General features: G+C 50.3%; 18 protein-coding genes. 2 read left to right on the forward strand and 16 right to left on the reverse strand.

Annotated elements, in window-relative coordinates; translation table 11 throughout:
- Window positions 1-536: 536 nt before the first annotated feature.
- Window positions 537-809, reverse strand: coding sequence for a membrane protein insertion efficiency factor YidD (gene yidD, locus SD70_RS27110; RefSeq protein WP_052487936.1), 273 nt, complete (start codon window positions 807-809; stop codon window positions 537-539).
- Between the two features lie 98 nt (window positions 810-907).
- Window positions 908-1,762, reverse strand: coding sequence for an MBL fold metallo-hydrolase (locus SD70_RS27115; RefSeq protein ID WP_041051499.1), 855 nt, complete (start codon window positions 1,760-1,762; stop codon window positions 908-910).
- A 214-nt stretch (window positions 1,763-1,976) separates the two neighbouring features.
- On the opposite strand from SD70_RS27115, the gene SD70_RS27120 reads away from it, so the two are divergent.
- Window positions 1,977-3,809 carry an LTA synthase family protein gene (locus tag SD70_RS27120; protein WP_231571583.1) on the forward strand — a complete coding sequence of 611 codons (1,833 nt, stop codon included), beginning with the start codon at window positions 1,977-1,979 and terminating at the stop codon, window positions 3,807-3,809.
- Window positions 3,810-4,870: 1,061 nt separating this feature from the next.
- Here the strand turns inward: SD70_RS27120 and SD70_RS27125 are convergent.
- Together SD70_RS27125 and SD70_RS27130 are read right to left on the reverse strand one after the other, a co-directional pair.
- Window positions 4,871-5,095: a hypothetical protein gene (locus SD70_RS27125; RefSeq protein ID WP_041051443.1), complete on the reverse strand. Its 225-nt coding sequence runs from the start codon at window positions 5,093-5,095 to the stop codon at window positions 4,871-4,873.
- A 2-nt stretch (window positions 5,096-5,097) separates the two neighbouring features.
- Window positions 5,098-5,844 carry a peptidoglycan recognition protein family protein gene (locus tag SD70_RS27130; protein WP_052487932.1) on the reverse strand — a complete coding sequence of 249 codons (747 nt, stop codon included), beginning with the start codon at window positions 5,842-5,844 and terminating at the stop codon, window positions 5,098-5,100.
- A 17-nt stretch (window positions 5,845-5,861) separates the two neighbouring features.
- Between SD70_RS27130 and SD70_RS36465 the strand changes: the two genes are divergently transcribed.
- On the forward strand, window positions 5,862-6,122 hold the full coding sequence (locus SD70_RS36465) for a hypothetical protein (protein ID WP_156158215.1): 261 nt from the start codon (window positions 5,862-5,864) through the stop codon (window positions 6,120-6,122).
- A gap of 325 nt (window positions 6,123-6,447) precedes the next feature.
- Here SD70_RS36465 and SD70_RS27145 read toward each other — a convergent pair whose 3' ends face one another.
- The 12 genes from SD70_RS27145 to SD70_RS27195 all read right to left on the reverse strand — a co-directional run bounded on the left by SD70_RS27145 (window position 6,448) and on the right by SD70_RS27195 (window position 19,365).
- Window positions 6,448-9,726, reverse strand: coding sequence for a hypothetical protein (locus SD70_RS27145; protein ID WP_041051448.1), 3,279 nt, complete (start codon window positions 9,724-9,726; stop codon window positions 6,448-6,450).
- 2 nt (window positions 9,727-9,728) lie between these two features.
- On the reverse strand, window positions 9,729-10,118 hold the full coding sequence (locus tag SD70_RS27150) for a lytic transglycosylase domain-containing protein (protein ID WP_082053702.1): 390 nt from the start codon (window positions 10,116-10,118) through the stop codon (window positions 9,729-9,731).
- Window positions 10,103-12,694, reverse strand: a complete 2,592-nt coding sequence (locus tag SD70_RS27155) for a hypothetical protein (protein WP_156158216.1) — start codon at window positions 12,692-12,694, stop codon at window positions 10,103-10,105. Before SD70_RS27155 ends, SD70_RS27150 begins: the two co-directional genes overlap by 16 nt.
- Window positions 12,695-12,698: 4 nt before the next feature.
- On the reverse strand, window positions 12,699-13,181 hold the full coding sequence (locus tag SD70_RS40540; RefSeq protein WP_156158217.1) for an NlpC/P60 family protein: 483 nt from the start codon (window positions 13,179-13,181) through the stop codon (window positions 12,699-12,701).
- A gap of 132 nt (window positions 13,182-13,313) precedes the next feature.
- Entirely contained in the window at window positions 13,314-13,742 is a 429-nt protein-coding gene (locus tag SD70_RS27165) for a hypothetical protein (protein WP_041051453.1), read from the reverse strand.
- Between the two features lie 11 nt (window positions 13,743-13,753).
- Entirely contained in the window at window positions 13,754-14,677 is a 924-nt protein-coding gene (locus tag SD70_RS36470; RefSeq protein ID WP_156158218.1) for a hypothetical protein, read from the reverse strand.
- Entirely contained in the window at window positions 14,644-15,003 is a 360-nt protein-coding gene (locus SD70_RS27170) for a hypothetical protein (protein WP_041051455.1), read from the reverse strand. The genes SD70_RS36470 and SD70_RS27170 overlap by 34 nt, the downstream gene beginning before the upstream one ends.
- Window positions 15,004-15,350: 347 nt before the next feature.
- On the reverse strand, window positions 15,351-16,853 hold the full coding sequence (locus SD70_RS27175; RefSeq protein ID WP_041051458.1) for a hypothetical protein: 1,503 nt from the start codon (window positions 16,851-16,853) through the stop codon (window positions 15,351-15,353).
- Window positions 16,850-17,518, reverse strand: coding sequence for a phage adaptor protein (locus SD70_RS27180; protein WP_041051460.1), 669 nt, complete (start codon window positions 17,516-17,518; stop codon window positions 16,850-16,852). The genes SD70_RS27175 and SD70_RS27180 overlap by 4 nt, the downstream gene beginning before the upstream one ends.
- A 157-nt stretch (window positions 17,519-17,675) precedes the next feature.
- Entirely contained in the window at window positions 17,676-18,572 is an 897-nt protein-coding gene (locus SD70_RS27185) for a hypothetical protein (RefSeq protein ID WP_041051462.1), read from the reverse strand.
- A 3-nt stretch (window positions 18,573-18,575) separates the two neighbouring features.
- The gene (locus SD70_RS27190; RefSeq protein ID WP_041051464.1) at window positions 18,576-19,001 is read right to left on the reverse strand and encodes a hypothetical protein; all 426 of its coding nucleotides are present in this window, start codon (window positions 18,999-19,001) and stop codon (window positions 18,576-18,578) included.
- 1 nt (window position 19,002) lies between these two features.
- Window positions 19,003-19,365 (reverse strand): hypothetical protein, encoded by a 363-nt coding sequence (locus SD70_RS27195; protein WP_041051466.1) that lies wholly within the window; start codon window positions 19,363-19,365, stop codon window positions 19,003-19,005.
- Window positions 19,366-19,378: the final 13 nt, after the last annotated feature.

The following is a 19,378-nucleotide window of genomic DNA, read 5'->3' on the forward strand; positions in this document are numbered from 1 at the left end:
GGACACCCTTGCTCTTGGCTAGTGGTTGGCCACTACAAGCCCCCACAGCGGACTTTCACCGCCTAGTTAATCGCCATGCGTGGCGCACTAAAAAAGCCCTCGTCCTCCTGGGACGAGAGCTTACGCTCACGCGGTACCACCCTGGCTTTCCCCGCCGCTTGCGCAGACGAGGCTCCATGAAGCGTCCGGCTGCCGCCGCTTGCCGCCGAAAGCCGGTGCCGTTAATCGTGCACGCTTTCGCCGACGACGCAAACCGCCAACGCTTCAAATCCCGTAACGAGGGATTAGCCGACGCTCCCTTACCTCCGTAAAGTGCAAGATCGCCTGCCAACAGCCACGCTGGCTGCGCGACGCGGAAATCGCCCGCCAATAAGCGGCGGCGGCTACAAACGCAAATACGGACGGCTCGAAAGCGTGCTCTCCGGGACCATCTTCGGGGCTTCTTCCCATACCGGCTTTCACCTGGCCCGGCTCTCTGGCGATGGGCGCCCGCCCGTACTTATCCGTTCATCGAACATTCCATATGTTAGGAACAACTATAGCGAATCGGGCCGCTCGCTGTCAAGTCGGACAGCCGTCCCGCCATGTTTCGTTTTTCTCGGGGGCACTTTGTCGATACCCCCGGGGTGAAACGGATGGCATTTGCAAATGCGTTTCACCGCCAGCCAGGAGCCGATCAAAGCGCCGTGCACCTCAATCGCTTCCAGCGCGTAAAGCGAGCAGGACGGATAAAACCGGCACGTCGGCGGCTTGAGCGGCGATATGAATTTGCGGTAGGCGCGGATCGGCGCCTGCAGCATTTTGCGCATCGGTCTGCCTTCCATGGATCCTCGTCATTCCTCCCTGTCGGACCTTGACTCCTCTCCACTATGCGCCATAATCGCCGCGCAGTCAAACCGCCGCGGCGTCAATCCCGCTCGGACAAATACAGCATGCGCTCTCCGGGCACGAACAGCTTGAATTTTTGCCGCGGATACCGGTCGTGAATGTAATCGACGAAGTACGCCGGATTTTCCGTGTTTGTCTCGAACATATCGTAATGGAGCGGCACGAGCAGGTCGGCGCCGATAGACCGGCCGAGCTCGATCGCTTCGCGGAAATCCATGTTGCCGATCAGCCCCTGGCCGAAACGGGCAAAATCGCGTCCGTTGATCGGCATCATCGCCACCTCGACGCCAAGCGGCTTCAGCTCGTCCGCCAAAGCCCGGAAGCCAATCGTATCCCCCGCATGGTATACGGTAACGCCGTTCAGTTTGAATACGTAGCCGAGGAAGGCGTGGTTCCCCTTCTCGTCCTGCTCGTAATCCTCATGCTTGCTTGCGACCGGAACGGCGGTCAGCGCGCCCAGCTCCACCGTTTGCCCGGCGTTCACCCCTTGGACCCGGCCAGGCTCGATTCCGGCTTTGACGATCTGGCTGACGCACGGCACCGGGCATATGAACCGGGCCTGCGGTGAAGCGGCCGCCATATCGCGCAGCGTAGACGGATCGAGGTGATCCCCGTGATCGTGCGTAATAAATACATAGTCCGCGTTCGTCGCCTCGCGGGGCTGAAGCGGCGGCGCAAATTTGCGCGGCGTGGTGCCGTCCGCGTTCACCGAATCGGTCAAATACGGGTCGACGTACAACGTGATTCCCGCGCCCTTCAGGACGACGGATTCTTGGCCGAGATGCCAAATGGCCACCGCCCGTTCGGGGACGGCGGTCGCTTCCATTTGGCCGAGCAAAGACGAACCATGACGGTATGGGGCTAAATTAGGCATCGGAATGAGAGCTCCTTTTCCGGAATTTACCTTCATATTATCATAGAAGGCTGTTGTGCGGTACGCTTGCATGGGCGAATTGGCATATGTAAACATTTTTCATCCTAGATTAAGGTTCGTTTAGTACGGTAAGTGCTATATGCGGAAAAATGCCGCTGCGGCCAGGAGGATGATGATGAAGCGATCCTTCGCGAATTTTTGGAGAAGTCCGTACTTGATCTTTACTTTGATTTTGGTGCTTAAGCTCGCGTGGCTACGCCATCTGCTGGCTCAAGCATGGAGCTGGAATGCGGCCCTGATCGATCTCGCCAGCGTGCTCGTATTGACCGGCCTAGTCGAGCTCGCGCTGCCCGGCAAGCTGAAGCGGAGCGGATATTGGCTGCTCGACCTGGCGCTGTCGCTTATGTTTTTCGCTGCGGCCGTCTATTACCAGCATTTCGATACGATTGTGACATATACGGCGTTAACGGGTGTCAAGCAGCTAGGGCAAATCCAGTCCAGCGTGAAATCGACGATCGAACCGCTCGATTTTATATTTTGGGCCGATGTGCCGTTCGGCGTGCTGCTTGCCGTGCGCCGGGCGCGAGGGGCAAAGCCGTGGCTTAAGCCGCTGCCTTGGCGCAAGCTGACGGTAACCGCCCTGTCGCTCGTAGGGCTGACCGCGTCGGTGTGGCTGATCCGCTACGACGACGGCATCGCCAACGAGCTGGTGCGGGCGGAGAGCATCGGCTTCCTCAACTACCAAGTGTCGGCGGCGCTGAACGGAACGAAGGACGAGACGAACTTTACCAGCCTGCAGGAAGCGATTGCCGTCGTGCCGCGCGTCGAAAACAAATACGATTACGGCAAAAAGTCGCCGGCCGCGGAGAAAGCCCCCCTGTTCGCAACGCAGCGTGGAAAAAACGTCATCGTCGTACAGATGGAGGCGTTCCAAAACTTCCCGGTCGGCCTGAAGCTCGGCGATCAGGAAATTACGCCGAACCTGAACAAGCTGGCGAAGGAAAGCTATTATTTTTCGCGCATTTTTCAGCAGATCGGGCAAGGCAACACGTCGGATGCGGAGTTTATGTCGAATACGTCGATTTACCCGACCGGCACGATCGCGATGTCAACGGGATTCGGAGACCGCAATTTGCCGAGCCTGCCGAAGCTGCTGCAGAAGCAAGGCTATGAGGCGGACACGTTCCACGTCAACGACGTCGGCTTCTGGGACCGGGCCAAGCTTTATCCGGCCATCGGCTTTGACCATTACTTCGACAAACCGTACTACAACAACGACAATTTCAATTCGTTCGGCGCCTCCGACGAAGAGCTTTACCGCGTGGCCGGCGGCAAGCTGAAGGAGCTGCACGATCAGGGCAAGCCGTTCTATGCGCAGCTCATCACCGTGTCGAGCCACCACCCGTTCGTCATTCCGAAAGACCGGCGCAAAATGGAGCTGCCTGCATCGCTAGAAGGCAAGCAGCTTGGCGACTATTTGCTGGCCATCAATTACACCGATTACGCGCTGGGCAAATTCATCGACCAGCTGAAGGCGGACGGCTTGTGGGACAACACGATTTTCGTCGCGTATGGGGACCATTTCGGGCTGCAGCCCGAGGACAACGATCCGAAGTTCGTCTCGGGCGCGCTCGGCATCACCTACCATCCGTACGTGTCCAAGTTCAACGTTCCGCTGTTCATCCACGTGCCGGGGCAAAAGCAGGGCCAGACGATCAGCCAGGTCGGCGGCCAGCTCGACATTATGCCGACGGTAGCCAATTTGCTGGGCATTTCGTTCAAGAAAGAGAACGTCGTTCATTTCGGGCAAAATTTGTTCAACATTACGCGCAACGCGTTCGGGATGCGCTACTATTTGCCGACAGGATCGTTTTTTAACAACGATATTTTGTTCATCCCGGGCAAAGGATTTGACGACGGAACGGCGGTATCGCTCTCTACGCTGCAGCCGGTATCCGACTTCAGCCAGTATCGCGGCGATTACGATTACGTGCTGCGCCTGATGCGCATGTCGGACGATTACGTGAAGCTGCTGCCAAAGCGTTAGAGGCGGATTCGGCGGACCGGTTGCGGTAAGTTGAGGGGATGGAGGAGCGGTCTGGGTGGTGAAGGATTGTGGCTGGCGTAGGGCCGTGCGGCTCGTCATCGGTGCTTGCCAGTGAGGGGGCTCTGCGGCTCGTCAGCGGTGCTGGCCAGCGCGGGGCCGTGCGGCTCGTCGGCGGTGCTGGCCAGTGGCGGGGCTGTGCGGCTTGTCGGCGGTGCTGGGCCATGCGGCGGTTCCTTGCCAGTGTTGGCCGGTACTGGCCATGCGGCGGCTAGTCGGCGTTGCTGGTCAGGGCGGCGGTGCCATGCGGCGGCTAGTCGACGGTGCCCAGACCCAGCGGCGGTTCCATGGCAGTGTTGGCCGGTACGGACTGGGCTGCTCGTCGGCGGTGCTGGTCTGTGGCGCAAGACGGTGTCGGCCGCTAAACCAGGCCGGTCAACCGCAGCGATAACGGAACGGAGTTCCGTTATTATCGGCATTTTTACTTTTTCCGTGAGCTTAGCGGAACACCGTTCCGTTATTTTCCCTGATGTGTGCTCGAAACCGCTGTAAGGCTACTTCAGCGGCACTTTTAACGGAACTGCGTTCCGTTAATTTTGGGAAATAACCGGGAAATGCCCCGTTAGCGGAACCACGTTCCGTTAACCCGCAAACATCTCGCCGAGATGCATAAAAACGCTCCCCGCAAAGGCTTTTCCTGCCTGCGAGGAGCGTTTTTGCTTGGACTATTCGCGGTTACTTCGACTTCTTCTTGGCGGCGGAGCGGCCTTGCTTTTTCGGGTCGTCCGTCGTTTCGACATGCTGGGAGCCGTTCGGTCTCGCGCTGCCCTCGCTCATGGCGGTATCTCCTTTCCGGTATTGGCGTCCGTTCACGTTCATGGTGCGCCAAAGCCGGAATTTTTAGTCCACCTCGTAGATCGAGCCCGATTTGCTCCCATACGATATAAAATGACGTACATATGTCAATATAGCCAACGATCTGCATATACTTCTATTGGTTGTTTTTCTTCCGGTCGGTGCTCTTCTTCGAGCCCGGCTTTTTTATTGTGGAGTAGGACGAGGTTTCAAACTGGTGCTGAAGTATCGTTTTGTTTTGGTTGATCCGGTGTCTTTGCTTTCGGCGTGTGATCCATAAAAATCCCAATGATCGTCACTAAGGCGCTAATGCCATTGGCGAATGCATTGAGTTGCTGATCGGGAATGTCGATGCCAAGGGGTTGCAGGATCAGCTTGAACGAAAACAGTACGGCGATGATGAAAGTGGGTTGTTTTAACTTGTTCCAGTCCATGATCATTCTCCTTTCAGGCGCTTTAATACAACGCCAAGTTCCGCCCATGTGACCGTGGCGTCCGGGTTATGGTCTTGCGTAGTGAGGCCGTGATCTTTCAGGTATTGCATCGAATCAAGCTTCCATTGATCAACTTCCGGAACAGGCATAGCCGACTGTGGATCGGGTTTTACTTCCGCTTGCGTGTCAGGCTTCCATATATCCCCCGCAGCTAAATCGTCATAGCACTTCTGCACTTGCGCTACAACGTCATCCCACGTCTTACCCCGTTTTTGAAGGTATTCAATCGGATCGGTATGTGTCGTGCCGCCCAGGTATTGCGTTACATCATAATGGCTCCACAGTGTGCCATGGCCTGTCGGTTCTGCCTTTGAGACGCCGAGCTGCTTGGCAAAGAGATATTCCGCCGCGCGTTCGCACCACATATCATAGGACTTGTCGAAGTCTTCTTGCGTGTCGGCATGGCACAGTTCCAAGTGTACGAACCGCGCATTTGCATGGGGCCCGGCACCGTAAGCAATGTAGTTCGGATTGGCGACTTGTAACACTTGTGTGGGGTCGATAAATTCATGTACAAAAGCGTTGTTGAACGTCTCTGCTTCGTATGCTCGTTCACTGGCAGCTGTGTCGCTCGGGTTGTCGGTGTAGTGCATCACGACACCTTCCCATTGGCCTACGCCGTTACGATAGGAGATTGCCGGGAGATTAGGAATCCATTCTACGTTAACAGGGTAACGAAATACGCTCACTTGGAGCCCTCCTTAAAGTGATGAAGAATTTGTTGAATTTGCTTCTTGTGATGAACTTCGTATTGATAGATGGCATACGCCATGCCGAAGCCGGAGAGGTATTGAATCACATTCGCCCAATCGCCAAAGGAAAAGAGCAACGGCCCCGCTATTTGCAACAGGATCGCTATAAAAAATATGGGGCTTCGAAAGAACTGCAAGGGAACCGCCTCCTAATGATGCGTAGTGACATAAACGATCAAACTGGCTGTAACTGTGGTAAGTATGGTGATCAATGATGTAATGAGCCATGTCGGTCGTGCACTCAATAGTTTTACAATGTCCTTTATTTCTCCCTCAATTGCTCCAATACGCTTGCCTTGCGCCTCCTGCTCCTTTTCGAGAGAGGTCAATCTGTGTTCTAATGTTTGAGTGTCCGACATCGTAACCACCGCCTTGGTAAAATAAAAAGAGCCTATCGGCGGATAGACTCTAATTTCATAAGTTGATTACTTTTTCAATTTGTCAATTTCTTGTTGGACGTACATCATTGGGATTGCGAATTCAAGTGATATAGGCACTCCCTTTCTAATTACCATCCTATAAAGGGAGTGCCCTAATCTGTTAATTGGCTTTTGGAATCCGCTTATACGCTTGCCTTTGAAGAGCTTTGGGAACGGGTTGACCGGTTTCTCTGAGATATTTGATCTGACCGAGGATGTTGCCCTTATTTTGATACATCTGATTGATCGCATCTTTTTGCGGGTTATCCCGTCCAGTAAAGCCGCCGAGCAATTTGGTAACGAGTTCCGATGTAGTTTGTCCCGGTTTATCTTTCGTCGGCAAGTCATTCGCAGGATTCCCGCCTAACAAATCCGCAATCCAGTTCACGCTATTATTAATTCCATTGGAGCTATTACCGATTTCGCCAAGGATCGCGCTGCTTCCTAGTGGATTGAGAGCATTAAGCGCATGTGCAATGCCTTTTCGGGCGTTGTACTCTTCCGGGGCTCCGGCGTTGTAAATGGAATATTTGTTCTGAATACCCAGCGGATTATTTGGTGCAAATTCTCCGATTGCACTTGTGCCTTGCACTATGGGTTCACGGATGAACGGGTTTAAGCTACCGAGCAGCCACGAGACCAGACCCTTTTCCATGATCTTGCCCGGCTCATCCATTGGCGAATAGGGATCAAGCGCCACTTGAGAACCATCGGGCAATGTTTCCCCAGTCATGATGCGGCCCTTTTGGTCGGTCGGTTGTCCGCTTAACGCTTGGCTAACGGAATCCTTTGCATGTTGGTATGCAACATATTTCGGTGTTTGGGCAAAGGTTTGGCTGATCTGCAAAGGAATGTTTCCTTTTTTCCATGCGTAAAAAGGAACAATCGGCTTGATATACTTGGCTTCAAAGGGCGTGATGTTATTATAGTCCACCATGAATTTATTCGTCCTTGCTGCCGCATCAGCACTAGAAAGCCCTTCTTCGCGTGCCTGTCGATATAGAGCAGTTCTAATAGCCGAATCAGTATCCCATAATGCATCATGGCGAGCATAGTTGAATTTGTCAAGCAATTGACCAGGGAGACCTTTTGTCGGGACCATGGCATCATTAACGGATTTCATCAGGTTTTCACCGCGAAGTCCGCTCACGGCGCCGGCTCGTACTGCTTCCTCATACCAAGGATTCGATACACCGTTTTTGATGTCTTGGAATGCTTGGGATACATACTCGGGTTTAGCACCTCCCAAAAGCATACCGTTTGTTGTCACGTTATGCATGTGAGGTAAAGGATTTAACAAGAAACCTTTGTTGTACAAACTATTGAGTTTGTTGGCCACACCTAAAAGACCTGACGGTTTGGTCGGGTTCAAAAATTCATTGATGGCTGCTTCGTCAGCCGGTCTAATATAATAGGGATTTACCTTGACGATCTTATCGGCCGGCTGCGCCTGTTCCAGTGATTTCACTAAACTAGCAAAATCATTGGGTTCACCAGCTACAGCAGCAGATGGATTTGTGCCATGTTCCGGGAGGTTCGCAAGCGTGCGCGGTACCGTGATCTTCTCTCCGTCGGCAACTCCGTTTGCCGCCCCATTGACCACACTTCTCATGTATTGCCCATACGCCCTCAATTCCGACTCAGAGAGTCCCGTATGTTTTTCAAGAGCAGCGATAAAGTCCGCATCCCTTGCCGATCGGTTCGTGGTGTTACCGACGATGTATGCTGCTTTATCAAGAGGGCTTTCAAACTCAAGCGGATTCGACCGATACCGTGGAGCCGACTTGGATAATTCGTTTGGAATCGAAAATCCCGAATCGTTCAACTTGGTTAATGGCTTGAATGCTGCTCCCGATTCATTGAGCGCTTGCGCTAACGGACTTGCACCGGTTGGCTGTTTCTCTGCGATCGTAAAGAAACTGCTCAGTGGCTTTATCTCGCTCGCTTTCATTCCCGGAAATGCTTCTTTTGAGATGATCCCCCTGTCCAGCATGTTCTGTAAGAACTGCGCCGTTCTGAGTGTTTTAGATGATTCGGCGAGACGTTGTGCAACTGCAGAATAGGCGTTGCGTTCCGGGTTGAATCCGTTGGCTTCGGCTTCTGCCACGTTTTTGAATAATCTTTCTTGGTTAAAAGGCCCTGAAGTGGAAAATCCCTTCTTTTGGCCTATAATCAAGTCATCCATCTTTTGTTGCAGTTTCGGATTTAACTCTTTAGCATACCGCTGCGGGTAGTAGCCTTGAATGAGTTTTTCCGGATCGAGAATAGGCTTACCGTTGAAAAGTGTGGACGTTTCGGCATTAGTACCGATTTTGAACTGATCATGCAACGGGATACCGTTATTAAGAATGTTGTTTAAGTCCTGATAAGCTTGGTGTAATCTCGGATTTGTGGAACCTCCCGCCTCAAACACTTCCGGCAGTTGTCTTACTTCGTCCGGTGTCAGTCCGTGCGCCTGTGCGAGTTGTGGCAAATGCTGCTGAATTGCCATCCTGTCAGCAGCGATATTTCCTTGTAATTCTTGCAGCGACTGAGAAAGTCCGTCGGACGTACCGTAGTTCTTCACAAACGCCTTTCCTAGCGCATCTGTAACCGCGGAAACAGGCTTTGTGGATTTGATTGCATCTACAGCGCCCGTAATGTATGGTGTAGCTCCTGCAGCGTCTGACGCAACTTTTAATATCCTCCCTGCAATTCCGGCAACTTTTCCAATCGGAGCATACGTCAACGGGTCGGTAACGGCTTCGGCCGCAAATCGCGGTGCCCATGCAACACTTTTCGGTAACGGACTTGTTACAGCATTAAGGCCTTGCTGGAAGGATTGGTTTTCCGTTGTCGGATTCTCCCAACCTTGGGCAATGCCTTTTCCTATGGATACCACATCATTTCCAATAGAGCCAAGCAAACCGCCATTACCGATAGATTGAAGAATGGATGGAGCGCCACTGTAAGCACCCGACATTGCGCCTTGTAGTGCGCCTTTACTGCGGTTATACAAATCCCCAATGTCGCTCCATGTTTGGCTCCCAGACCGATTCCATATGTTCGATATATCGCTCACTGTGTTAACGGGTTGTCCTTCGACTAAGCTTCTTATAGGATCGCCAACTGCTATACCGACTGTCTCTAATGCTTTTGGCAAAACGGATGTCGCGTTAGCAATTCCTTGTCCTATTGGGCTGTTTGAGATGCCATTCCAAAGATTCGAAAAGAACCCACCGCCATCGTTAGTAGCAGCATTCAATTGGGAAGCTACTCCACTATCACCTGAATAATCAACCGGATTAGAAAAAGGGGTGCGTGTGTTCCAGTCATTAGAGCTGTTATCCTGCGGTAAGTTCGATTGCCAGGAATTTCGAAAGGATTGAAAGTTTGGCATTTGATCAAAGACAGACCCCACGTTTATCCGCCTCCTAGTACTTTCTGGACGTAAGCTTGAGTTTCAGCAAACGGTGGAACCCCGCCGTACTTATCTACGTTGCCCGGTCCTGCGTTATAGGCCGCAACAGCAAGCTTCCAATCACCATATTTGCTATACAGTTGACTCAAATATCTTGCTGCACCTTGAATGGCTTGGTTCGGATCGTAAGGATCGATTCTTAAATCTCGGGCGGTTCCTGGCATAAACTGCATCAACCCTTGAGCGCCGGCTGGGGAATCTGGGATATTGGGGTTCCCGCTGCTCTCGGCCATCATGATGTTTTTCAAAATGCCAGCAGGAACGCTATAACGATCAGCTGCTTGGTTGATTGAGTTTGCGAAAGGAACCGCCCCGTCTACTTTCCCGTGAATAGTCCGCCTAACTTGCCGCCATCCTCCGCCGTATCGTTGTACTCATCTTTATTGTAGTAGTTATAAAACCCTTGGTTTGTAAATCCAGCCAATTGGATTTTAAGTGTATCCCGCTGGCCGCTAAGTGTTTTAAGCTGCGTCATCGCATCTTGTTTTGCTTGAGCATTTCTAGGATCAGTGGAGGCTAAAATGCCAGAATTATAGATGGCATTGATTTGATTGTCGACAGTAGATAACTGCCTGCCAATGCCCTCGATGACTGTTTTGTTCTCGGCATTCGTCGCATTTGTTCTTGCTATATCGATCATTTGATTGTCCTTATTGATGGTTTCATCTAATTGCTCACGCTTCAATGTAGGTACGCCATTTTGATCGAAGCCCATCATGTCGTAGATGCGTAGTTTCAGACTATCCGCTGCGTTTTGCTCAGTTGCACGGTCATGTTTAGCTTGTTCAGTCGGCATAATCAGATTGCCGTCGCTATCAAACCAGCCACCTCTTGCCTTGGCCAAATCAAGCGCATATTTTCGATCGGCATCGGATGCTGTTGCTGTTTGAACGAACTTTATGTTGCCGTTAGCGTCCACGCCTACAGGGGTAAGGCCAGCGGCTTTAAGTGCATCAAGTGTAGGTCTGCCGTTGGCATCTACGCCGAATATCTTCGTGCCATTCTGCTGCAAAGTTGCAATCTGATCGGCGGAAAGGTTGCTAAATTTGTATTTGTTAAAGTCTAGAGTTTGTTTCTGGTAATCGCTTAAGTTATTGAATTTATATTTTTCAAAATCCAGTTGCGCATTATGCCAGAGCATCGTTGCTTGCTTATCCCACGCATTCAAAGCATATTGTGCTTGCGAGAGAGTAAGTCTTTGCGTTTGGAGCCACTGAGAGAAAATGAATTTCTGCTGATTCAGATAGTTGCTAAGCTGATCTTGGTTGTATTTGAGCGCGAATTGGTTGCCTTGGCTGTATTGTTTATAAGCATTGTTGTAAAGCGTCTGCGCTGTCTTCTCAATGTCCGACATCTGCTTATTGAATAGAGATGCCACGGAGTTCGATGTCTTCGCTCTGAGGTCATTCTCTGCCGCTTGAGCGATACCAGACGTAAAGATGCCACGAGCGTTCATTTTCTGATCCATAGCGTTAATGTCGCTGGCTTGTTTCGACATAAGGTTGTTATATTGCGTTTGATATAGCGGATCGATTTGCGCATGTGCCTGGCTATAGTATGACTGCCAATCCGGTGTAAACTGTTGCTGAATCGGTATCATGTTCGGCTGTTGCAATGGATGAGCAGAGATGTAACTATTCCATGCTGCCCATGGGTCTTGTATGCCCGTTCCTTGATCGCCCCCATATCCATATGAGCCTCCGCCCGGAAATTGCGTTGTACCCGGTGCCCCTTGGCCGCTTCCTTGATTGTCGCCTATACCAACGCCTGTATTTGGAGCTTCGTTTATTGGTTGAGTGCTGCCAGAAATAGTTACTGTCTTCCCGTTATCGTTATAATCCACTTTCAGCCCAGCAGCTTGTGCAAAGTCCCTCAGCCCTACTTCCGGTATTCCCTTACTGTCGTATCCAATCGGCTTCACCACTTTACCATTGACGGTAACGATACCGTTTGGATCAATATTGAAATTGACACCGAAACGTTTCGACATTTCATCCAAATTGCCGAAAGCCGTACCTTGATAAACCGGCACATCTGCGCTAGGTTGGCCATTGACAGATACGTGCAGGCTACCATCGCGAGATACTGCTTGCCCCTGATTGTTGAGAAAATCATAACCGGAAGCGGAACCCGCTGCCGTCCATGTTCCGGAAGGGTCATAGGTCGCACCAATTAGCGCGGCAAGGCGAATATTTTTGTCATGCAGCCACTCTCTCTCCGCAGGATCAGTAGTTCTGTTCCATGCGTCGCTATTGGCTTGCATTTGCTTTTGTATGTCCGCCGTGGACATGGGGTTTAATACGGCTTGCTTTAACTTTTGAACGAAGCTGGAGCCATCCGTTGTCGCGGCTGAATAAACAGGGTTGGAATTATTATTGGTCACAAACTGGCTGTAAGGATGATTCAGGAAGCCATTTTGTAACCAGCTCTTAATGAGATTTTCTTCCGCAGCAGGGTCATTCATGACGGCTCTCATCGCCTGAGCTTGTTCCGGTGTACCCCAGCCCTCATAATGAGTTCCTGTCTTTTGGTTATCGTACCCAATTGTAGCGACCGGCCTGCCGTCACTAGTAAACCGTTCGGCGTTAGGATTGTCTGGGTTCGTACTCCAATATCCATTGGCATCCTGTTTGTACATATCCCCCATCCAAGCAGGATGGGATGAGGTTGTTCCAGTCGTCCCGGTGGAGGGGCTCGAACTGCTCGATGAACCGCCTGAATATGAACTTCCGCCGTAATTCGATGAACTCCCCGAACTTCCCGAGCTCGAAGACGTACCGGAACCTTGATTTTCTAGTGAAGCGGCGGTGTCATGCCAAATTTTATACGCTTCGTCTTGGCTCTTACCGCTACTTAACGCATCGTTATAGGCTTTATTCGCAGCTTCGTATACGGCTTGATCCGCCATACTCTCACTCCCTTGTGTAAGACGTTACCCATTCATATAGGTCTTCCGGGCTCATGTTTTCGTCCGGGATGGGTAAACCACAGTGAAATAAAAAATCCCGTCCTAGACGGGAACAAATAATGGCTAATCCTTCATGCCACGGAATGTGAATGTTGAAAAGACATCGCAGAAGAATAACGAAATCCGACCAATAACTATAGGGCCGTCCTCGTTGATTCAGAATCCACACGAGGCCATGTATGCGCTGAGGCTCTCTCAAGCGAATGGGCTTCACATCGTATTTCCCCTCGTAGTAGGCAAGCTCTTGGAAGCCAACCTTCCGAAACGCTTGAGCTTCGATAACCCTTCCGCCTCCCACATATATTGCAACATGGGAATACTTACTTTCAGTCACCCATCGGATGATTCGAGAAATGACGTCGATTCCGCTGACAAAAATCAAGTCCCCGGGATTCATGTGATCAGCTCCAATTCGCACCGGCAACATTGATCGCGTTCACGGTCGCAGCGTCCGTTGCCGAATTCACCTGACCAACTAAAGTCTTTGCCGTATACTTCTTGCGCTGCACAGCTGCTCGACCATCCAAATACACCTGATGAATCTGCGCTTTCGTATGGCTCACATCGCCGTTTTCGACCGTGTACCAAAGATAGGCTGATTATCATAGTCCGGCCCTTGCATAAAACGATCCTCCGCCTCCAGCAGTAGCATGTCGTTGGTGCCGCTGAGGTAGGTGTGCGGTGTGCCGAGCGCAGAAGATGTGAACGTTTGAAGGGCATTCGTCGCAGCCGTGTTGATCTCAGCTAGCTTACTTGCCCTTGCGGCGGCTAACAAATAGTCAGGGTCATTGGCGCGACTAACCATCTGCATGCCGTTCCATTTGTAAATAAAATTGCCCTCCCCATCGGTTAAGGCAGGGTTGAAATGTCGTCCAGCATTCGATTCTACAAGAATATCCGTACCTAGTGGTTGCTCAAAGGCATCCGAAAAAGCATGGATGACGATATTATTCGCGTCAATGCGAATATAGTGCTTGTATCCGTCCATGGGTTACCTCCTTATAGTTCAAAATCAAAATTTAAGAAAGCAGAAGTATCGTTATATGTCAATAATGAAACGGCTTCTCCTGCAACCAATCCGCTTGCTACAGATACCGTAAGCATTAGTCCGTCGCGACTCTGAGTGCCTGTATCAATGGAAACCGTGGTAACCGGCACTAAATTAGGCCCCTGCCTTTGCAATGCAAGATTCCCACCTGTTGTTAACGTACCTCCAATAATTCTAGTTCGGATACTATAAGGAATGAATACCTTAGCCTGAGTCGTTGAAATTGCATAGCCTACTCCAAATGCCGCATAGGATGCCGATGAAACCAAACGACGGTTGTACCTCAAACATAATTTCTCTTCATCATCATAGCTTCTCGGCTGAAAAGGTAGTGCTTGATCTCCTGCGTTGACTTGGACTTCTGACGTATCCAAATTACCAGCCGCTACAAAGGTTTCCGCTGAAGATGCTCCGACAACAGTTTGGTTCCCACTGCCCCACATATCCATGATGCATACAGCCAAATAATCATCATTATTTGATCCAAATGTTTTGCCAGCAAGTGTATTAGTCGTAAACGTATAAGTGAATTTTTGCCAGATTGATGTCAATGTGAAGGTGGTACCGCTGATTGTTTCGGTAACAGATGGTGTACCACCTGAACCGTAATTCTGGCGCAGGTAAACCCCGATCCTTTTGCCTGCAACATTGCTTCTTCCCCAAAAAGAAACAGTGACTTTCTTTCCTGCTCCGCATAAATATCTCGTGCCATTTTCTATAAGTTGTTCTTTTTGGTGATATGAACCTGACCCTAAACTTGTACCGGCACCATCAAAAGCTAGACGATAAAAAGAAAACGCGCCTTGCACATCACCGGGATTGTGGTTTTGTTTGCTATGCGTTAAGTTAGGTAGCGTACCACCTCCGTTAGACATTTCCACTTTCCATCGATCGGCTGTATATGAGAGATTAGCTGGATTTGTAAAACTCGACCCCCTCTGCCACACATCAAAATTACCGTTGATGAGGCTTGACGGGACATGGCGAACACGGGGAGAGCTTGCAATTCATTTATTGCACCAGCAGCATTTTTCGCCGTTGTGGTTACGGTCGTCATATCGCCGAGCCCGGGTACGTTACTTCCATCAAGATTGCCGTTTACAAGATTATATAACGTATTCATTTGTGAATTGACTTTATTGGCATCAGCAACATCGACATTATTCACAAAATCACCGTATGGTTTTGTTACTGTAGACATGCTCTCACTCCTTTACACCGGCCCGATAGCCAGGTAAGTAAAATCGACGTTCTGAGTTGATGAGGTATAGATTTGTGCTGTAAATCCGTTTGTCGAAAGTCCCGTATAGGATTCTGTGACTACACTGGAAGCAATCGCTGGATTCTTGCTGATAATGAGAAATGGCGTTGATAAAAAAGGTTTGCTAAACGTCACCGTTTGAGTTTTCAGCGAGTCTGACGTGCAAGCTAAGGTGATCCTACCTGTCTGCACTCGAAAATTGCTCTGTGGGCTTTCTAGTGCGTACTGGACGATATATCGAAGTGTTTCTTCCAAATATGGGTCTTCTGGTGAATGTAGGAGTTGCATTAGACAATCCTCGCTTTCACCTTGTACTTTACCGTCCACTTGAGCAGGGTATACGGCTGATCTTTTCCGTTGCCGTCAATCCGGAACTGAATGTACTTTGCTTGCCCCGGCATGATCGTGGAGAGTTGCGCCACTTCACCGACGCCGCCCCACTTCGCTTGGCCCCATGTAAACTGGCCCCAAATGGTAAGTGTTCCATAGGATATCGGCATTTGAATGTTCTTCGAATTTTTCCCGAAGTCTTGAATGAATGTCAGTGCAATATTGTATTTGCCCGGATTGGCAAGAGCTTCGAACACGATCTTTTTAAAAGTCTTGTAATGCGCCGATGTGCCGAAATCATAGTTCTTGGTCAAAAAGTAGGAGTTGATTGCCGCGCCGTTGTCATTATCACCGGTGAACGCCTGCATCACATTCCCCGCCGTGTCGCTGAAATATGGCGTCGGTAAGGTCGTAGTGCCATTAAAGATGCAATTCGCTTGCATCGGAATATCGAACCTCGTCCAATATTTGTACAGGTAGCTATAGACGTAGGTTCGATTGTTCGTTGTCTGTCCGACACCTTCCGGCACGCTGATCATGTACTTGTGGTCGTATTCGAATGCTACTGCGGACCCGAGATACTGCTGATTCCACGCATACACCGAGCCTTGAATCTTGTCGCTCATCAGCGTAAAGTGTTTGCCGTCAAATAAATAAATCCCGTCACGGGATAAGTACATAAGCCCGTTCGGGATTCGTACAATGCTATAATGACTGATTGCCCCATGCTGGCCAGCAAAGGTGGTTACCACTACATAGTTGGATGGATCGGATCCCTTGAGGATGAATACGCCCATTTCTTTGAAAATAACTTGTGAATCCCCAAACTGCTTGATGCCTGTTATGCCGCCGAGTCCATCGTCAATGTCTGTGAAGTTCAGCGCCGGCCAGCTTGTCGGTGTGCCGAGGTCGGACATATACAATCGGTTCGGGTTAGCAGGATCGCCACAAATGTACATGCGGTTCTTGTAGAACTCGATGTATTTGCCGTTGGGAGCCCCGGCAATCGCCTTCGTGAAGGTCGTACCGTCCCAACTCATTAGGCCGTCCGTCGTGTCGCCATTGACCAAATACAGCACGTTATGGACCGTGTCTATAGCCCCGGTGAAGCGAAGCCCGTTACCATGAAGCGTGGTCGTGATGGTCGTTGTTGTTTGCGCTACCGGGTCGTATTGGACAAGACTTGTGCCAAAGGCAACGATGAATACCCGCGTTCCGTCCGTCTTGTAAAACGGAATGATGGAGTTTATTTGCGCTGTACCGAAGTTCTTCGCAAGTGTGAATCCCTTCCGCTTAATAATCGCACCCCGTACGTCAAAATCGACGTTCAGAAGGTCAGGAGATTCGTTATCTGCAATTTCTTCGTTGGAATATTTATTGTTTAATCCGGCGAAACCGGAGAACACACGTTCTTGATAAACCGAGCCGCTACTGGGAACGGTTCTTTTCGGCCATGTCATCTAGCTCTCACCCGATTCCTGTCACGACTTTTCCGGGAAAGCTCGTTTCGCATCTGCACATATATCTGCTGCCATTGTGACCATGCTTCTTGATAGAGGTTGGATTCCTCAACAGCTTGTTGGCAACGAGCGATTGCATAATGCACTAAAGCCACGTGGAACCGCGCAGGAATTGCCGGAACGTCCGTGGCAGCCGAGAGTGTGGCTAGAGTCTTGTAATAGTAAAGCGTCAGCGTGTCCGTGTTTTGCTGCGGATATGGAGAAAGAAGGATGTTTCCGCCCCATACCGTATAGTAATAAGAAAACATAATCCCCCCAATGGTATAGGGAGGATTGACTAAGAGTTTTTCGAATTGGTCTAAATCTAATGGTTTGATAGGAACCGGCCCCATCGCACCTGTGGCATTATAGGCGACTTTACGCAATCCATCTTCGAGACAGTCGGCCGGGAGTGCGTAACTGTTGGTTGCGGTGTTCAGCGTCACTGTGGCAGGAGCCGCTTCTGCACGCGCAATATGGGACACGAGGCCGAGCGCTTCGTTGATGTATCCGATGATTTGCGTATTGTCCCACGTGCCTTGCCCGGGTTGTTGAGTGCCGTAACCATTGGGTTCCGGTTCGCCTAATGTCTTGCGTACTTCCCCGACGATATCCTGAAGCTGCATTGCTTATCACCCCTTTTGAACATACGAACTTCGTTAGTTAAAGATTAAACAGCTTGACTAGTTACAATTTGTACTCCAGTTCCGTCAGGTTGTGTTTCCGTTTTTACGTCGACAACTTTATACTGCTTGTCATCGACAACAAAAATATCGCCTATATTCATACGACGTATTCAACCTCCCGAACCATACGAATAATTGCCGTACCGGTTTGCGTCACGTTGGTCGCATTAGAGTAAACGATGCTCAGAGGCGAATCGTTTGTCGCTACCAAATTCAAAATAGCCTGTTGCTGCGCCTGTTCAGTTGTTGGAATCTTACTCGATGTTCCAGATGTAATATAGTTATCTAAAATGGTCGCCGGATCGCCGAAGTTGCTTTTTGCAGACATAACGGCATTATAACTGGAACTGGCAACGCCTGACCTAATTTCAAACAGATGGGTTCCACTTGCCGCACCTGCCGGAGCCGGAGCAGAAATCGCTAATACTTTGATTCGCCATAACTCCCCTACAGGTGGAGTAATCGTTATAGTCGTTATCCCGCTGGCTGCAGTGTTTAAAACTTGATCATAGGTTGCAGATATTACTTTCGCTTTCCTGCCCGTTAGTGACATTTGGTTAAACGCATCGATCCTCTCGCTGATCTGCGACAACACAAATGTACCTTGCGCCGTCGCACCGTTGTCATAACGGAAACGATAGTACCGACTCGTTAGCTGCTGCAACGGAATCTGTGTCAACGTTGCCGCACTAACCGCAATCGAAACGGATTGAACATTTACTTTGTCGTCAGACTGATCGATATACAATGTTCCGGCTTGGTCGGTATAGACCGATCCAGATACAAAATTCACATCCTGCGGTCCTGCGGTTCCGGATCGAAATACTGTAAGACCATCAGGAAACGTAAACCCCGTCTGAATCGAATCAATCCATGGCTGGGTATATGTCGCATTCGCTCCAAGCGGTGTTGTATACGAAAGCGACGGAAACCGGCTAGGATCATACGGATTACCGTTCGCGTCTATAGGTTTGTTGATGTTCAATATTGTCACAGATTACCACGCCTTTCCCATGTCAAAGCTTTTTTTCTTTTCAAACACGAGCGAATGATTTTCTCTTGCGAGATAGTCTGTTTCCTCGCTGATTCGTTCTTCGCGCTTCTGTCTTGCGAGTTCCGTTTCGCGTTCCAAGTCCTCCAGGTATCCGAGTGGCCCGCGCGGATGACGCCATGTATCCGTCTCGTACAGTTTCCACATGATTCGCATATCCGGTGCCATGTCCTTTACATCCCACGTGAACACTACCTCGCGAACATCGTGCATGAAATGAAGAGGACGCCCGTCAAGGACGCCCTCCTTCTTCAATACACGCTTATTGGCGAGGACTTGGTACTGCTTGAGGCGAGGATTCCAAGATAGCTCATACGATGGATCGAATTCCTTCACCCGCGACGCAATATCGTATACATCGCCAAGAACCATGTTAGTATTGCCTTCCCTTCGCTTCAAAGTATACCGCCTGCAGCGCGGAAAGGTTGGTCGCAGCAGCAACTTCCGTTCCAGCTGTGGAGAATACTTGAATTTTGTCGGTTGCCCGATTGTACATCACCCCGTAGCCGTTCACGTCCTCGAAGAAGACGCCGGCTACTTTTTTCATGCCGAAATTGTTCATCGGCCCGTATCCCCCGGTGGGGTAGGAACTGTCGAAGGTGACAGTTCCCGACACCGTAGCAAAATTGTTATTGGTCCGCGAAAAATTACGCGGCTCAATCGGCAGCTTAATGTTGTTGTTGTCAGCCGCCAGTGTGTTGTTGATCGGTTCATCATAGTAGATGGTAAGTGCCACTTAGACCGCCTCC

Source organism: Gordoniibacillus kamchatkensis, assembly GCF_000829455.1.
Taxonomy (GTDB): Bacteria; Bacillota; Bacilli; order Paenibacillales; family NBRC-103111; genus Gordoniibacillus; species Gordoniibacillus kamchatkensis.

What these genes read in the sequence shown, in the direction of transcription:
- SD70_RS27125 (WP_041051443.1), bottom strand. Translation starts at nt 5,095, where the DNA reads ATGGACTGGAACAAGTTAAAACAACCCACTTTCATCATCGCCGTACTG.
- SD70_RS36470 (WP_156158218.1), bottom strand. Translation starts at nt 14,677, where the DNA reads ATGTCTAACGGAGGTGGTACGCTACCTAACTTAACGCATAGCAAACAA.
- SD70_RS27155 (WP_156158216.1), bottom strand. Translation starts at nt 12,694, where the DNA reads ATGGCGGATCAAGCCGTATACGAAGCTGCGAATAAAGCCTATAACGAT.
- SD70_RS27190 (WP_041051464.1), bottom strand. Translation starts at nt 19,001, where the DNA reads ATGGTTCTTGGCGATGTATACGATATTGCGTCGCGGGTGAAGGAATTC.
- SD70_RS27115 (WP_041051499.1), bottom strand. Translation starts at nt 1,762, where the DNA reads ATGCCTAATTTAGCCCCATACCGTCATGGTTCGTCTTTGCTCGGCCAA.
- SD70_RS27175 (WP_041051458.1), bottom strand. Translation starts at nt 16,853, where the DNA reads ATGACATGGCCGAAAAGAACCGTTCCCAGTAGCGGCTCGGTTTATCAA.
- SD70_RS27165 (WP_041051453.1), bottom strand. Translation starts at nt 13,742, where the DNA reads ATGGACGGATACAAGCACTATATTCGCATTGACGCGAATAATATCGTC.
- yidD (WP_052487936.1), bottom strand. Translation starts at nt 809, where the DNA reads ATGCGCAAAATGCTGCAGGCGCCGATCCGCGCCTACCGCAAATTCATA.
- SD70_RS27170 (WP_041051455.1), bottom strand. Translation starts at nt 15,003, where the DNA reads ATGTCTACAGTAACAAAACCATACGGTGATTTTGTGAATAATGTCGAT.
- SD70_RS40540 (WP_156158217.1), bottom strand. Translation starts at nt 13,181, where the DNA reads ATGTTGCCGGTGCGAATTGGAGCTGATCACATGAATCCCGGGGACTTG.
- SD70_RS27180 (WP_041051460.1), bottom strand. Translation starts at nt 17,518, where the DNA reads ATGCAGCTTCAGGATATCGTCGGGGAAGTACGCAAGACATTAGGCGAA.